The organism is uncultured Granulicatella sp. (assembly GCF_963521425.1).
In the GTDB taxonomy this organism is placed as follows: Bacteria; Bacillota; Bacilli; order Lactobacillales; family Aerococcaceae; genus Granulicatella.
Genome location: NZ_CAUQUN010000009.1, coordinates 1 through 16,024, shown reverse-complemented (window position 1 = coordinate 16,024; position 16,024 = coordinate 1). Strand labels below are relative to the sequence as shown.

Here is a 16,024-nt window from a genome sequence, read left to right as displayed (position 1 = left end):
ATAAAAGTGTTAAAATAGGTTAAGAAATTGGATGAGTTCCAAAAAAATAATAAGAGGTGAATAGCTTGAAACGTATTGCTGTTTTAACAAGTGGTGGAGATGCACCAGGTATGAATGCTGCAGTTCGTGCCATCGTTCGTAAAGGAATTTATGAAGGATTTGAAGTCTATGGTATTAACTATGGATTTGCAGGATTAGTTGCAGGAGACATCCGCAAAATGGAGGCTTCTGATGTGGGAGATATGATTGGCCGTGGGGGTACTTTCTTATATTCTGCACGTTATCCTGAGTTTGCTCACCGTGAAGGTCAAGAAAAAGGGATTGAACAATTGAAAAAATTCGGTATCGAAGGTTTAGTTGTTATCGGTGGAGACGGAAGTTACCAAGGAGCTGTAGCTTTAACAAAATTAGGATTCCCAACAATTGGAGTTCCTGGAACAATTGACAATGATATTCCAGGCACTGATTATACAATTGGTTTTGATACAGCGATTAATACTGTATTAGAAGCAGTTGACCGCTTAAGAGATACTGCAACAAGTCACGTACGTACATTTATTGTTGAAGTTATGGGACGTAACGCAGGAGATATTGCTCTATGGACTGGTATTGGTAGTGGTGCAGAACAAATTTTAATTCCTGAACAAGACTTCGATATTGCGGAAGTAGCAAAAGAATTAAAACGTGGTCGCTTAAATGGGAAAAAACATACAATTATTCTTTTAGCTGAAGGGGTAATGAGTGGCGATGAGTTTGCTAAGAAATTATGGGAATATGATGAAGACTTCCATACTCGTGTAACAGTATTAGGGCATGTTCAACGTGGTGGTTCTCCTACTGCGCGTGACCGTGTTTTAGCAAGTCGTTTAGGTGCAAAAGCTATTGACCTATTAAAAGAAGGCGTTGGCGGAGTTTGCGTTGGTGTTCGTGGTGAAAAAGTTGTTTATAGTGACATCGTAGAAACATTAGCAAATGGAAAACATGTACCGAACTTAGAATTATATCAATTAAATAAAGAAATTTCATTTTAATAAAGGAGTAGTTGTTTATGAAAAAAACTAAAATTGTATGTACGATTGGACCAGCAAGTGAATCAATTGAAAAATTAACAGCATTAGCTGAAGCAGGTATGAACGTATCACGTTTAAATTTCTCACATGGTGACCATGAAGAACATTTAGCACGTATTAATAATATCAAAAAAGTACGTCAAGAAACTGGTAAAATGATTGCTATCTTATTAGATACAAAAGGACCAGAAATTCGTACACATGATATGGAAGGTGGAGCTTTAGAATTCTTCACTGGAGATGTATTACGTATTTCTATGACTCAAGTTTTAGGGACAAAAGAAAAAATTTCTATTACTTACCCAGAATTAATTAACGATGTTAAAGTTGGATCTACAATTCTAATCGATGATGGTTTAGTAGGTTTAACAGTTACTGAAATTGACCATTCAAATGGAGAAATCGTAACAGTAGTAAACAACAGCGGTGTTGTTAAAAACAAAAAAGGTGTAAACGTTCCAGGCGTAAGCACTAAATTACCAGGAATCACTGAAAAAGATAGAGCAGATATTATCTTCGGTATTGAAAATGATATTGACTATATCGCAGCAAGTTTCGTTCGTCGTGCTTCTGATGTTCAAGAAATCAGAGATCTATTAGAAGAATACAATGCAACTCATATTCAAATTATTCCAAAAATTGAAAACCAAGAAGGTATTGATAATATTGATGAAATCTTAGCATTATCTGACGGTTTAATGGTTGCCCGTGGAGACATGGGTGTTGAAATTCCTGCAGAGGAAGTTCCAATTGTTCAAAAAGCTTTAATTAAGAAATGTAATGCTTGTGGTAAACCAGTTATCACTGCAACTCAAATGTTAGATTCGATGCAACGTAACCCACGTCCAACTCGTGCGGAAGCAGGGGACGTAGCGAACGCTATCTTTGATGGTACAGATGCAGTTATGTTATCTGGGGAATCAGCAGCAGGGGACTACCCAGTAGAAGCTGTTAAAACAATGGCAAGTATTTGTGTACGTACTGAACGTGAATTACGTGGACAAGATAAATTTAAATTAAAAACTTATGATGCAACTGATGTAGCTGAAGCAATTGCTCGTTCTGTAGCTCATACAGCTAAAAACTTAGAAATCAATACAATCGTTGCAGCAACTCAATCAGGGCATACTCCAAAAATGATTTCTAAATATCGTCCAAGTGCGAATATCATGGCTATTACATATACTGAACGTCAACAACGTAGTTTAGCATTAGTATGGGGTGTTCAACCTTATGTAATTGATAGACCAGCATCAACTGATGAAATGTTCAAACTTGCAAATGATATCGTATTAGAAAAAGGATTTGCTGAAAAAGGAGACTTATTAATTCTTACAGCAGGTCTTAAAGTTGGAGAAACAGGTTCAACAAATATGTTGAAAGTCCAAAAAACATTTTAATAATTCGAAATAGACCTTTCTATATAGTAGTAAAGGACGGCAGCAGCCTCGCGAAGCGAGTCTCATGCCTAAATTTCGAGACTAAGGTCTCGAAATTTCCTAGCAAAAGTTGCCAATGTGGCAACTTTTGCGTTTACTACTATGAAAGGTCTTTTCTATTTTGACGGATAATTACGGGAGAGCGTTTGGGAATGGACCTTTCTATATAGTAGTAAAGGACGCCAGTAGCCACTTGAAGATGTCTCTTGTGCTTACTAGTATGAAAGTTCTTTTCTGTTTTTTACACTTTGTATGAATAAAGAAAAAATTTTTGCGTAAATAAAAAAACTCTTCGTTATAAAAACAAAGAGTTTTTTATTGATATATTATTAAAAAATTCGATTACGATAGAGGCTGACTACTTTTCCTAAGATGGTTACATTAGGTAAAATAATTGGATCGAGTTGATCATTTTCTGGCTCTAAGCGAATATGGTCAGATTCTCTATAAAATCTTTTACAAGTAGCAGTATCTTCTTCGGTCATGGCAATAACAATTTCACCGTTGGAAGCAGTCGATTGTTTTCGTACAATAACAGAATCGCCATCGAAAATTCCAGCGTTAATCATGCTGTCACCTTTAATTGTTAACATGAATAAATCTTCTGCATCCTGTTGTAAATCTGGTGGAATTGGAAAGAATCCATTAGCTTCTTCGATAGCTAATATAGGTGAGCCAGCTGTAACAGTTCCTAACATCGGAATAGCAGTAGCAGTAGCACCGATTGCTTTTAGACCAATTTGTGTTAATTCAATTGCTCTAGGTTTGCTAGGATCTCGTTGAATGTATCCATTTTTTTCTAAACGAGAAAGGTGGCCGTGTACAGTTGAGGTAGAAGAGAGTCCAACGGCATTACAGATTTCTCGAACAGTTGGTGGATAACCATGTTCTTTAACTTCTTCATATATAAAACGTAGGACATCAATTTGTTTCGAATCTTTAACATTTGACATTGAATCACCTTCTTTATATCTTTTTACGTTATCATAGCATAAAACGAAAGTTTAATCAAACAAATGTTCGTATTTTGAAATATTTTCTTTTTAGGCAAATAATGGTATGATAAAAGGGTAATTATAAAATTGTAGAAAGGATGTCTATTATGTTAGATCCTAAGAAAATTGAGAGAATTAATGAATTAGCTCGTAAGAAAAAAACAGAAGGGTTAACTCCTTCAGAACAAAATGAACAATTGTTATTACGTCAAGAATATTTAGAAGCGTTTCGTGGAGGAATGAGAAATCATATTGAAGGGTTAAAAGTTGTTGATGAAGAAGGTAATGATGTAACTCCTGAAAAATTAAAACAAATTCAAAGAGAAAAAGGATTACATAATCGTAACGAAGAATAATTTTTCGCTATAATATAGAATGAATAAAATAATGATTTGAATAGGAGTGTTAATATGTTTGATAAAGTAGATCAATTAGCAGTAGATACGATTCGTACAATGAGTGTGGATGCCATTCAAGCCGCAAATTCTGGGCATCCAGGGTTACCAATTGGTGCTGCTCCAATGGCTTATGTATTATGGTCAAAATATTTAAAAGTAAATCCAAAACAATCTAAGTGGGTCGATCGAGATCGCTTTGTTTTATCAGGCGGACATGGGTCAGCACTCTTATATTCATTATTACATTTATCTGGGTATCAAGTTTCAATTGAAGATGTAAAAAATTTCCGTCAATTTAATAGTAAAACTCCAGGTCACCCAGAAGTTGGTCATACAGATGGTGTAGAAGCAACAACTGGCCCTTTAGGTCAAGGATTCGCCAATGGAGTAGGAATGGCAATGGCTGAAGCACATCTTGCTGCAACTTATAATCGTCCAGGATTTCCAATTGTAGATCACCATACTTATGTCATGTGTGGGGATGGAGATTTAATGGAAGGTATTTCTTATGAAGCAACTTCATTAGCAGGTACTTTGAAATTAAATAAATTAATTGTATTATACGATTCAAATGATATTACATTAGATGGCGAATTATCAAAATCATTCAATGAAAGTGTTAAAGATCGATTTATTGCTCAAGGATGGAATTATATTCGTGTTGAAGATGGAAATGACTTAGATGAAATTGCAGAAGCAATTGAAGAAGCACAAGGTGAAACTGAGAAACCGACTTTAATTGAAGTGAAAACGATTATTGGATACGGTGCTCCGAATCAAGGAACAAATAAAATTCATGGAACTCCTTTAGGTGAAGAAGGCATTAAAATCATGAAACAAAATTATGGATGGAATTATGCTCCATTTGAAGTTCCGGAAGAAGTAGCTCATCGTTTTGATAAATTATTAGTGCAAACAGGTGAACATGATTACCAAGAATGGCAAGAATTATTCGAAGCATATCGTAAAGAATATCCTGAATTAGCGAAACAATTTGAAGATGCTTTTTCTGGAAAAGTTGAAGTGGATTGGAACGAAATTTTACCAAAATATGAATTTGGTAGCCCGGCAAAAGCATCTCGTGTAACAAGTCAAGAAGTGATTCAAGAATTAGGAAAACATATTCCATCGTTCTGGGGAGGATCAGCTGACTTATCTTCTTCAAATAATACAATGAATAAAGCAGATACTGACTTTGAAGCTAGTAATTATGCTGGACGCAATATTTGGTTTGGTGTACGCGAATTTTCAATGGGTGCAGCATTAAATGGTATTTTATTACATGGTGGAACAAGAGGATATATTGGTACATTCTTTGTATTTGCCGATTATGTGAAACCAGCAATGCGTGTAGCTGCTCTTTCTAATTTACCAACAATTTATGTTTATACGCATGATTCAATTGCGGTAGGGGAAGATGGCCCAACTCATGAACCAATTGAACAATTAGCAGCATTCCGTGCAACCCCAAATACAAATCTATTTAGACCTGCGGATGGAAATGAAGTAGCTGCTGCTTGGAAAACAGCTTTAGAAGATACAACTAGACCATCATTATTAGTTTTATCAAGACAAAATCTTCCAGTATTGGAGCATTCTTTAGAATTAGCTTTTGATGGAGTTAATAAAGGCGCCTATGTTGTGAGCTCACAAGAAGGGGAAGTTCCAGAAGGAATTTTGATTGCAACAGGATCTGAAGTAAGTTTAGCTGTCGAAGCTCAAAAAGTTTTAAGAGAAATAGGTCATGATGTTTCAGTAGTGTCAATGCCAGCGATGAATCGTTTTGAAGAACAATCAAAAGAATATCAAGAGTCTGTATTACCAAGTTCAGTTCGCAAACGTGTTGCCATTGAAATGGGTGCAAGTCTAGGATGGTATCGTTATGTAGGATTCGATGGTGAGCTAGTAACGATTGATAAATTCGGGGCATCTGGTAATGGAAATACTGTTATGAAAGAATATGGATTTACAGTAGAAAATATAGTGGCAACTTATTTATCATTAATTTCATAAAAGAATAGGAATGGACTTCTCTGACGTTGTAGATAACGACGTCAGGGAAGTTTTTTGTATAAAGATGATAAAATCCGAATGGAAAGAATTATTCTTACAAAAACAGGATTTAAATTTTTTTTTATGAAAAATTAACAATTTTTTTTTTAATTTCTAAGTATTTAAAGTATTAATATTACTTTATTTGTTCTATAATGAACATGGGGAGGAACAAATTTTTGCATGAAAGTATATTTGCTAGAATCAAAATTTAAAAAGCTTCTTTAGAAACAGTTCCATAGATTTTCTATGATATATTAGTAATTTCTATATGATGAAAGTTGATAAAAATTTACAATTAATATAAGATGGAATGAAAGAAATTTTAGGGGGATATAATTTGATCGATATTCATTCGCATATTATTTTTGGAGTCGATGACGGGCCACAAACAATTGAAGAGAGTAGAAGTCTTTTAATGGATGCTTATAATCAAGGGGTACGTACGATTGTTGCAACTTCACATCGTAGAATAGGAATGTTTGAAACACCTGAAGATATAATAGAAAAGAATTTTAAAAGTGTTCAAAAACTTTCTAAAGAAGTAGCGTCAGATTTAACGGTATTATATGGGGCAGAGATTTATTATTCTAGTGAATTAATGGATAAATTAGAAAAAAAGATAATTCCCAGTATAAATGGAAGCTCTTATGTGCTAATAGAGTTTAGTCAAAATGCAAAATTATGGGAGATTAAAACAGGTTTAACAAATATTTTAAGAATGGGATTTATTCCAGTTATTGCTCATGTAGAACGATATCAATCTTTTGAAAATAATGAAAATTATTTAAAAGAATTGATTCATATGGGTTGTTATGTTCAAATAAATAGCTCAAGTGTGTTAAAAGCAAAATGGTTTAATGATAAAAATAGATTGTTTAAGAAAAGAGCAAAGTATTATTTGGATAAAGACTTAGTACATTGTGTTGCGAGTGACATGCATCATCTATCAAAGAGGCCCCCTTATATGAAAGAAGCGTTTGAAATCATTTCTCATAAATATGGGCTAAAGAAAGCAAATGAGTTATTTGTAGAAAATCCTATTCGAATAATTACTAATCAAATGATAGAATAAATTTAAATATTTTACGGACAGTATCGATGAGATGTTAATCATTTTAAAAGTCGTAAGATTACTATGAAAGAGGAAATTATGTGTACTTATAGAATTATAAAAAGAGGGTTTGATTTCTTTATTAGTATAGTATTATTAATACCAGTTATGTTACTTTGTAGTATTAGTGCTTTATTTATCATATTAGAAACAAGAGGAAATCCTTTGTATATACAAGAAAGAGTTGGATTAAACGGCAAAAGATTTAATATTTATAAGCTAAGAACGATGTATTCAAATGCCGAAAAAGATGGTTATCAATGGGCAATGAAAAATGATGTTCGTATCACAAAAGTGGGTCATTTTCTTCGAAAAAGTCGAATTGATGAATTACCTCAATTAATGAATATTATTAAAGGCGATATGGCTATTATAGGACCACGTCCAGAAAGACCTGAATTTATTGAGGAATTTTTAAAAGATATTCCAGATTTTAATGATCGTATAATCATAAAACCTGGAATTACAGGTTGGGCACAAGTTAATGGTGGGTATGAATTATCCCCAAAAGAAAAGTTAAAATATGATAAATATTATATAGAACATGAAAGCTTAAATTTAGATATTTTAATTTATATAAAAACAGTACAAGTTGTTTTTACTGGAGATGGATCTAGGTAAAATAATCAGTAGAGGAGAACAGTGAATGAATCTTTTTAATAATATGACAAGATTTTATAGTCTTATTAAGTCAAAATTTATTTTTTTAATAAGCTTTATACTTTTAGGAGTTGGTAGTGTTACATTATATACCATTGTAGCTATTAAACCAGTTTATAGTGTGTCATCTACTCTTATTGTGAAAAATATGAGTACAGAAAAAAATGATTCTCAAGTAATAGAATCTTTAAACTTGTTTCAAAGACAGGCGAAAACTTATTTAGAAATTGCAGCATTACCAACTGTAAAGGAAGCAACCAATCAAGCATTAGAACTTTCTCCTGAAGAATCATCTAAAATTAAGGGTGTTAAACTAACGAATGATTCAGGCTCACAATTAATGACTTTAACAATACGAGCTACAGATAGAGAGTTAGCTGTTAATTATATTAAACAATATGTAAAACAATATAAAAAATTTACGGCAGAAAAGTTTGGTCGTGATGATTTAGAAGTAGTGAGTGAGGCATTAGGAAGTTCAAAACCTGTTTTTCCAATTTTATGGAAAAATATGTTCATATCTGTAATAGTTTTTGCATTTATTGCTTTTAATATGATATTTTTCCGTTATATTTTAAGTGACGCCATTGATTCTTCTGAAGATTTGGAAGAATTAACAGGTGTTCCAACTTTAGGAATGATTCCTGAAATAGAGAAAAAAGGAAGAAGGTAGAAATATGCATATTGAAGTCATTCATAATAGTAAATCGATTGCATCAGAATCTTTCAGAACTTTACGAAGTAATATTCAATTTTCAAATTTTGGACAAAGTATTCAAACAATTGTTGTGACGAGTTCCAATCCTAATGAGGGAAAGAGTGAAGTCAGTATTAATCTTGCAGCTTCATTGGCCCAACAAGGGAAAAAAGTTTTGTTAATAGATGCAGATATGAGAAAACCTACTCAACATAAAAATATTGGAGTTATGAATACAGAAGGTTTAAGTAAATTCTTATTACGTGAAACAGGTGCAGAAGCTATTCATCGATTAGATATACTTGATGTAAAATTCGATGTTTTAACTTCAGGACCTGTTCCCCCAAATCCATCAGAAATGTTAGCTAGTTTTGCGATGGAACAAAGTATCAAAGCATTTGTAGAGCATTATGATTATGTCATTATTGATACACCACCTTTATTAGCAGCTACTGATGCACAAGTATTGGCGAGAATTGCTGATGCAACTTTATTAGTAGTGGATCCTAAACAAAGTAAACGTAGACAAATTGTAGAAGCTAAGAAAAGATTGGATAATGTTGGAGCTAGACTATTAGGAACAGTGATGAACAAATTAAAATTATCAGAAGGTAATAATTATTATTACTATTACAAATATTAGTTAGTGGAAAAGATAAGAAGCACTAGGAAAGGAGTCTAAATGATTATTTATATTTTAATGTTTATGTACCTTACCTTTCTGGCGTTCTTATCTTTTTATTTTGAAGAGAGAAAAAGAGAAATAAACTTTTTCATTTTTCCAACATTTATGTTCTTCTTACTATTTGATGGTTTAAGAAAATCAAGTGTAGGAGGAGATTTGAGTGTTTATGTGTCCATTTTTGAACAAAACGCTCTAAAACTTCCGGAACTTTCTAAAATCTTTAAATCTCGATTTGAACTAGGATATGTTTTTAGTAATCAACTTATTCGTAGTTTGACTGAAAATTACTCAATATTACTCTTTGTATTTGCATTCTTAACTTTATGGATATGGTTTTATGTATTACATAAGTATTCTAAAAATGTTTATATGAGCTTAATCATTTATTTAAGCTCTTTAGGAATGTTTTTATATTCTTTATCCAATATTCGACAAGGACTAGCAGTAGCATTTGGATTTTTAGGATTTTATTTTTTATCAGAAGAAAAGAAAATAAGAGGGATTCTTTTTGTATTATTGGCGCCACTATTTCATACTTCAGGAATTATTTGTATTCTATTTATCTTTATTAGGAAAATAAGATTAAGTGTGACATATTATCCAGCTATTATGTTAGGGTTTATAGCTTTATTTCCATTTGTAAAATTAATTACGATTGCTATCATTAAATATTTTCCACAATATAATTCTTATCTAGAATCATCCTGGTTTTTAGATAGTAATAAGTGGGCTCCTGTATTACTAACAATTTTATATGTATTCATGTTTATCATTGGGGAGATTATTTTAAATAAGCAAACATTAACAAAGGTTGAAGAATCCATTAGAACGTTGTTTTTAGCTTATTTAGTGTTAACAGCTATGACATTACAAACAAGTCTAATTGGTCGATTTGCGCATTACTTTTCTCCATTTGTAGCATTGTATATTCCAATGATGTTATCCAAAATTTCACAAAGAAAAATAAAATGGATTTTGTTTTATGGGATTATTTTAGTTTATTTAATGATGCTTTTAGTACTGATTTATTATAAAACAGACTGGTATCATGTAGTTCCTTACCGTTCTGTTATTACAGATTGGTTGTTAGGTAATTAGATAGAGGTGTAGGTATGGAGTTTTCCGTTTTAGTAACAGTGTATAAGAAAGAAAATCCTGAAAATTTAAGAAAATGTTTATTAAGTTCTTATAAGCAGACGGTACAACCAAAAGAAATTATTTTAGTTTGTGATGGGGAATTAACAGAAACATTAACTGAAGAGATTGAACGCTTAAAAAAAGAAATTCCTATTTTATCAGTTTATCAATTACCTAAAAATTTAGGCTCAGGACCAACATCACGTTTTGGAGTAAATCGCTGTAAAACAGAATTCATTGCTCGAATTGATAGTGATGATTATTGTGTGGAAACAAGATTTGAGAAGCAATTGAACGCTTTTAAGGCTAATCCTAATTTGATTATGGTTGGTTCGAATATATTAGAAAAAAATACAGAATTTACCGCTTTGAAGAAAGTGCCAGAAACAACTGCAGAAATTCGACAATATTCGAAAATGAGAAATCCTTTTAATAATCCTTCGAGTATGATGAAAAAAGAGTATATTTTAAAATCTGGAAATTATCGGGAATTTCGTTATTTAGAAGACTACGATTTGACGATGAGATTATTACATGATAATCCAACTAAAGATTTTTATAATATTCAAGAACCTTTAGTCGTGATGCAAACTAATGATTCTAGTTATTTACGAAGAGGCGGGCTTTTGTATGTGAAGACAGATTTTATTCTGCAGTTAGATTTTTATCGTCGAGGGGATATAAATTTGTTGGAATTTTTGAGAAATCTTTTTCTTCGAAATTTTGTACGAATTTTGCCTAATAAAGTTCGAAAATGGATTTACAAGAAAAAAATGAGAGATGAAGTAGAAAAAATTCCAACTATTAAATAAGAATTTCTCATAAAATTGAGGTGAATTGAAAGAAATGAAAAGAGTTATTACATATGGGACGTTTGACTTACTACACTATGGTCATATTAATCTATTAAAACGTGCAAAAGCATTAGGAGATTATTTAATTGTTGGATTATCTACGAATGAATTTAATCAAAAAGAAAAAAATAAAGATTGTTATTTTGATTATGACAAGAGAAAATCTCTTTTAGAGGCAATTAGATATGTCGACCTTGTTATTCCAGAAGAAAATTGGAAACAAAAAGTTTCTGATATTAAGAAGTATCATGCAGATGTCTTTGTTATTGGAGATGACTGGAAAGGAAAGTTTGATCATTTAGAAGAATTAGGAATCGAAGTTGTTTATTTGTCAAGAACGGAAGAAATTTCCACTTCTAAAATAAAAAAAGACTTAAATCAAGGGTGATAGGATGAAATATCATGTTTTCCATGTAACAGGTGGAGTGAGAAATACGATGAGTGGGGTACAAAGTTTTATAAAAAATCACATTCAAGAAGATGATGCTGAATTTGATTATATGGTTGGAGAATCTAATGGAGAGCCTTATTTTCCTTTTAATCAATATTTAGATGAAAAACAATTCAAACGCATCGTATTTCCAGAATTGAAGATTAGTAAAATGTTCCAATATGTAAGAGAATGCCAAAAGTTTTATGAGAATTATCCAATCGATATTTTACATATTCATAATCCTATTACTGCCTTTATACATAATTATTATGCACGAAAAAATGGTGTTCGTGTAAGAATTTATCATAATCATAGTAGTCAGTTTTCCGATCATTGGTTAAAAAGTATTCGAAATCGATTTTTAGTGTTTTTAGCATTAAAAAATGCAACGCATCGTATTTCATGTGGTAAATTAGCAGGAACTAAAATTTTTGGAAATCAATCATTTCAAATTGTTCCAAATGCTATTCAGATAGAAAAATTTAAATTTTCATCAGACTATAGAAATGAAATTCGAGAAGAGTTTCATATTCCTAACAATCAAAAAGTAGTTGGAATGGTGGGGATTTTAAATCCGTTTAAAAATCAAAAATTTTTAATTGAAATTGCAAAGGATTTACCACAAGTAACATTTCTATTTGTTGGAGAAGGTCCGGATCGTTTAATGTTAGAAGAACAAAGTAAAGAATTAGAAAATGTTATTTTTACGGGTCGTAGAAATGATGTACATAAATTTTATTCAGCGTTTGATATTTTTGCATTTCCATCCCTTTATGAAGGTTTTCCAATGGTGCTAGTGGAGGCACAATGCTCTGGAGTCAATATTATTATGAATGAAACGATTGATTCCACAACGCAACTGAATCAGAACATTTGTACAGCTTTACCTTTAAAGAAGGATGAATGGATGAATTATATTGAAAAAGCACCCGTTTTAAATCAAAACCGTCCGTTAGAGGAAGCGTTAAAACCGTTCAATATAGATGAAAATAGAGAATACTTGAAAGTAATTTATAAGCAAGGTTTGGAGAAATGATATGAATCATTATTTAAAAACAGTTTTGTTTAAATTCAAAATGATAACTTCAAAAATGAATATGATTATTCCAAAGAAAAATAAGAGGATTGTTTTATATTCCAATTGGGGCTTCAGAGATAATCTTAGAACACTCTATCAATATTTAGTGAATAATGGCTATCAAGAAGAATATGACATTATTTGTGCGTCAAATGATTTTTATCATCTAGAAAAAGATAAGAACGTGAAGTATGTTTCGATTTATCGAGGACTCTATTATTTTTTAACGTCAAAATACTTTTTCTATTCATTTGGAAAGTATCCTATTAAGCCTGCACCAAATCAGATGGTGGTGAATTTATGGCATGGAATGCCTTTAAAAAAAATTGGGAACCTTGAAGAGGGACTAGAGAACGTTGACTATAACTTTTTTACAAAATTAGTATCGTCTTCAGATTACTTTACACCAATTATGAAAGCTGCTTTTAATGCTACTGAGGAACAAATGTTATTAGTAGGAAATATTCGTAATGATGAATTATTTAAAGAAAAACAAGATAAGAGAATTATTTGGATGCCAACTTACCGAAATTCCAAAAATTATCATGACAGTCAGGATGCGCTGATATTTTCACTTAAAGAAGATGATTTCTCAAAAATAGAACAATTATTATCAGAATATGGTTATCAATTATATATTAAATTGCATCCTTTAGAAGAATCTCGCCTTCAAGTGCAAATGAATCACTCAAACATTCATCTATTAACAGAAGAGATTATTAGTGAGCAGTATGGGACTTTATATACCTTTTTAGGGACTACTAGCGCATTAATTACCGATTACTCTTCAGTATTTTTAGATTATTATTTATTAAATAGACCAGTAGCATTTACTATTAATGATTACGAAGAATATAAGGACAAACGTGGTTTTGTATTTGAAGATGTTAAGAGTCTTATGGTTGGGAGTGTCATTCGTGATTCACACGATTTATTAGAGTTCCTAGAGAGTGTCATGAAATCTGAAGATAGTTACATTGAAGAAAGAACAAAAGTAAATGATAAAGTCAATGCCATTCAAAAAGATTTTACAAAGACCCTTTTGAATGAAATTGGATTAAAAAAATAAGGTTAGGATAAAAAATGATTAGCGTAATTATTCCCGTTTATAATGTAGAAAATTATTTAGAAGAATGCTTAAACAGTGTTCAAAATCAAACATACACCAATATTGAAGTACTATTAGTAAATGACGGTTCTACAGATAACTCTAAACAGATTTGTGAACGTTATTGTCAAGAGGATCGTCGTTTTCTTTTAATTACTCAAGAAAATCAAGGATTAAGTGCTGCAAGAAATAAAGGGGTAGAAATATCAACTGGAGAGTATATTGTATTTGTAGATAGTGATGATATTATTAAAACAAACTATTTAGAAAAGTTAATGCAATACATGACTGAGGATGTAGATATTGTAGAGTGTATATTTACAGTAAAGAAAATGGAATTTTTGGATGAAAATATTGAGACAACAACCATTATTTTTGAAGGAGATTCAAATGAGTCAGTTAAGTTTTTCCCGCATCATACGCTAAATGTTAATGCAGTTACTAAACTGTACAGAAGAGAGATTGTTGAAGCAGTTCCATATATAGAAGGTGTATTTTATGAAGATGTTTATAGTGGAATAGGGATGTTAAAATATATTCGAAAAATGATTAAAATTGACTATGTAGGATATTATTATCGAGTACGTTTAGGTAGTATAATGCACCGAGAATTTTCACCAAAAAATCTAGATATATTTACTGTTTGTGATAAATTAATAGAATTATATGCTGATAGAGAAGATCTTCTTCCTTATGTTGGTAGTTTTTTAGTTCATTTGGCTACGATGCATTATCACAGTTATGTAAAAAAAGGGAATCCATATAGAGAATTCTATAATCAAAAATTAGCTGAGTATGTAACATTAACAAAGAAAAATCCAGAGTTAGCTAGAGCATCACGTTTGATTAAGCTCTATAACTTTTGCCCCAAATATTATAATTCAATTGTATTCCCAATCTATTATGCAATTTGGAAATTCAAAAATGGCATTAAAGAAGTAAAGGTAGATGAATAAAAATAAATGTGAAGGAAATTATTTTATGATTAGTGTAATTGTACCGGTTTATAATGTGGAAGAATACCTAGAAGAATGTCTAGAAAGTATTCAATATCAAACTTATACAGATATTGAAGTCATCTTAGTAAACGATGGTTCAACGGACAGCTCAACAGAGATTTGCGAACGATTTTGCCAGGCAGATAGTCGCTTTAGATTGATTAATCAAGAAAATAAAGGTCAAAGTGCAGCCAGAAATCGTGGGGTTAAAGAATCCATTGGCGAATACCTCATGTTTGTCGATAGTGATGATGTTATCAATAAAAACGTGTTAGAAGTACTACTTCCTTACATGAAGACGGATGTAGATATCGTAGAATGTAGAATGACAAGAAATAAAGAAGAGTTCTATCTTAATAAGATTTCTACAATTGTATTCGAAGGAAACGCTAAAGAAGCAATTCTTAATTGTATTGAGTTTAAAGAAGTGAAGTTTTGTCCCGTTACAAAATTATATACAAGAGAAATTGTTGAAAAGATTCCATTTTTAGAAGGATATATTTATGAAGATGTCTTTACAGGAATAAATTATTTAAAACATATTCGAAAAATAGTAATTGTTGATTATATCGGTTATTACTATCGTGTTCGTCCCAATAGTACTATGACAAAATCCTTTAATGAAAAAGATTTAGATATTTTTAAAGTGGGAAATCAGTTAATAGATTCTTTTAAAGATGATGAAAATATGCTTCCGTACATTGGTTATTTTATGTTTTATCTTGGTCATGGACACTATTTAAAAGATGGGATTAATACGAAGAGTCCGTATGTTGATTTATATGAAGATTTTATTCAAAACGCTGCTTTTATAGCAAAGCAATCCAAGGAAGTTGTCCAGAAATATCGTTTATTGAGACTGTACTTATTTGCTCCAAAATATTATACAACTTTTACTCATCCTATTTATATAAGTTTGCAAAAGAGATGGATTGCTGCTAAAAAAGTAATAAATCATCTAAACGATAAATTACATATAAGAAAAAATTGAGTATTTAAATAAGTAGGATAATACAATAAATTTAAAAGGAAATGTTAGAAAGAATATGATTAGTATAATAGTACCAGTTTATAATGTAGAAAATTATCTGGAAGAATGTCTAGAGAGTATAAGGCAGCAAACTTTCACAGATTTTGAAGTTATTTTAGTGAATGATGGATCTACTGATGGTTCAAAAGAAATATGTGAACGATATTGTGAACTAGATAGTCGTTTTCGTTTAATAAATCAAGAAAATCAAGGACAAAGTGTTGCAAGAAATAGAGGCGTTGCTGAGTCTACAGGAGAATTCATCGTTTTTATTGA

The 16,024-nt window shown here is 31.3% G+C and carries 16 protein-coding genes and 1 pseudogene; 16 read left to right on the top strand and 1 reads right to left on the bottom strand.

The window, feature by feature from the left end:
• Nucleotides 1–65 precede the first annotated feature (65 nt).
• Both pfkA and pyk read left to right on the top strand, forming a co-directional pair.
• Complete coding sequence (pfkA, locus tag RWO76_RS03615) at nucleotides 66–1,031, top strand: 6-phosphofructokinase (RefSeq protein ID WP_314354343.1); 966 nt, start codon at nucleotides 66–68, stop codon at nucleotides 1,029–1,031.
• A gap of 17 nt (nucleotides 1,032–1,048) precedes the next feature.
• Nucleotides 1,049–2,458, top strand: a pseudogene (pyk, locus tag RWO76_RS03610) (pyruvate kinase); the annotation flags it as partial.
• A gap of 380 nt (nucleotides 2,459–2,838) precedes the next feature.
• On the opposite strand, the gene lexA reads toward pyk, so the two are convergent.
• Complete coding sequence (lexA, locus tag RWO76_RS03605; RefSeq protein ID WP_314354342.1) at nucleotides 2,839–3,462, bottom strand: transcriptional repressor LexA; 624 nt, start codon at nucleotides 3,460–3,462, stop codon at nucleotides 2,839–2,841.
• 149 nt (nucleotides 3,463–3,611) lie between these two features.
• Between lexA and RWO76_RS03600 the strand changes: the two genes are divergently transcribed.
• The 14 genes from RWO76_RS03600 to RWO76_RS03535 form a co-directional block, all read left to right on the top strand.
• The gene (locus tag RWO76_RS03600) at nucleotides 3,612–3,860 is read left to right on the top strand and encodes a DUF896 family protein (protein WP_314354341.1); all 249 of its coding nucleotides are present in this window, start codon (nucleotides 3,612–3,614) and stop codon (nucleotides 3,858–3,860) included.
• Nucleotides 3,861–3,914: 54 nt separating this feature from the next.
• Nucleotides 3,915–5,915 (top strand): transketolase, encoded by a 2,001-nt coding sequence (gene tkt, locus RWO76_RS03595; RefSeq protein ID WP_314354340.1) that lies wholly within the window; start codon nucleotides 3,915–3,917, stop codon nucleotides 5,913–5,915.
• 379 nt (nucleotides 5,916–6,294) lie between these two features.
• Complete coding sequence (locus RWO76_RS03590; RefSeq protein WP_314354339.1) at nucleotides 6,295–7,029, top strand: CpsB/CapC family capsule biosynthesis tyrosine phosphatase; 735 nt, start codon at nucleotides 6,295–6,297, stop codon at nucleotides 7,027–7,029.
• A gap of 78 nt (nucleotides 7,030–7,107) precedes the next feature.
• Nucleotides 7,108–7,689 carry a sugar transferase gene (locus RWO76_RS03585; RefSeq protein WP_314354338.1) on the top strand — a complete coding sequence of 194 codons (582 nt, stop codon included), beginning with the start codon at nucleotides 7,108–7,110 and terminating at the stop codon, nucleotides 7,687–7,689.
• Between the two features lie 25 nt (nucleotides 7,690–7,714).
• Complete coding sequence (locus RWO76_RS03580) at nucleotides 7,715–8,401, top strand: chain-length determining protein (protein WP_314354337.1); 687 nt, start codon at nucleotides 7,715–7,717, stop codon at nucleotides 8,399–8,401.
• A gap of 4 nt (nucleotides 8,402–8,405) precedes the next feature.
• A complete protein-coding gene (locus tag RWO76_RS03575) occupies nucleotides 8,406–9,068 on the top strand; it encodes a CpsD/CapB family tyrosine-protein kinase (RefSeq protein WP_314354336.1) in 663 nt (220 codons plus the stop codon).
• A 39-nt stretch (nucleotides 9,069–9,107) separates the two neighbouring features.
• The gene (locus tag RWO76_RS03570; protein ID WP_314354335.1) at nucleotides 9,108–10,208 is read left to right on the top strand and encodes an EpsG family protein; all 1,101 of its coding nucleotides are present in this window, start codon (nucleotides 9,108–9,110) and stop codon (nucleotides 10,206–10,208) included.
• A 14-nt stretch (nucleotides 10,209–10,222) separates the two neighbouring features.
• Nucleotides 10,223–11,059 carry a glycosyltransferase gene (locus RWO76_RS03565; protein WP_314354334.1) on the top strand — a complete coding sequence of 279 codons (837 nt, stop codon included), beginning with the start codon at nucleotides 10,223–10,225 and terminating at the stop codon, nucleotides 11,057–11,059.
• A gap of 34 nt (nucleotides 11,060–11,093) precedes the next feature.
• Nucleotides 11,094–11,489, top strand: a complete 396-nt coding sequence (gene tagD, locus RWO76_RS03560) for a glycerol-3-phosphate cytidylyltransferase (protein ID WP_314354333.1) — start codon at nucleotides 11,094–11,096, stop codon at nucleotides 11,487–11,489.
• A 4-nt stretch (nucleotides 11,490–11,493) separates the two neighbouring features.
• Nucleotides 11,494–12,570: a glycosyltransferase gene (locus RWO76_RS03555; protein ID WP_314354332.1), complete on the top strand. Its 1,077-nt coding sequence runs from the start codon at nucleotides 11,494–11,496 to the stop codon at nucleotides 12,568–12,570.
• 1 nt (nucleotide 12,571) lies between these two features.
• A complete protein-coding gene (locus tag RWO76_RS03550) occupies nucleotides 12,572–13,681 on the top strand; it encodes a CDP-glycerol glycerophosphotransferase family protein (protein ID WP_314354331.1) in 1,110 nt (369 codons plus the stop codon).
• Nucleotides 13,682–13,695: 14 nt separating this feature from the next.
• The gene (locus tag RWO76_RS03545) at nucleotides 13,696–14,676 is read left to right on the top strand and encodes a glycosyltransferase family 2 protein (protein WP_314354330.1); all 981 of its coding nucleotides are present in this window, start codon (nucleotides 13,696–13,698) and stop codon (nucleotides 14,674–14,676) included.
• A gap of 25 nt (nucleotides 14,677–14,701) precedes the next feature.
• Nucleotides 14,702–15,709: a glycosyltransferase family 2 protein gene (locus RWO76_RS03540; RefSeq protein ID WP_314354380.1), complete on the top strand. Its 1,008-nt coding sequence runs from the start codon at nucleotides 14,702–14,704 to the stop codon at nucleotides 15,707–15,709.
• Nucleotides 15,710–15,764: 55 nt separating this feature from the next.
• A partial coding sequence (locus RWO76_RS03535; protein WP_314354329.1) for a glycosyltransferase occupies nucleotides 15,765–16,024 on the top strand: 260 nt, incomplete at its 3' end.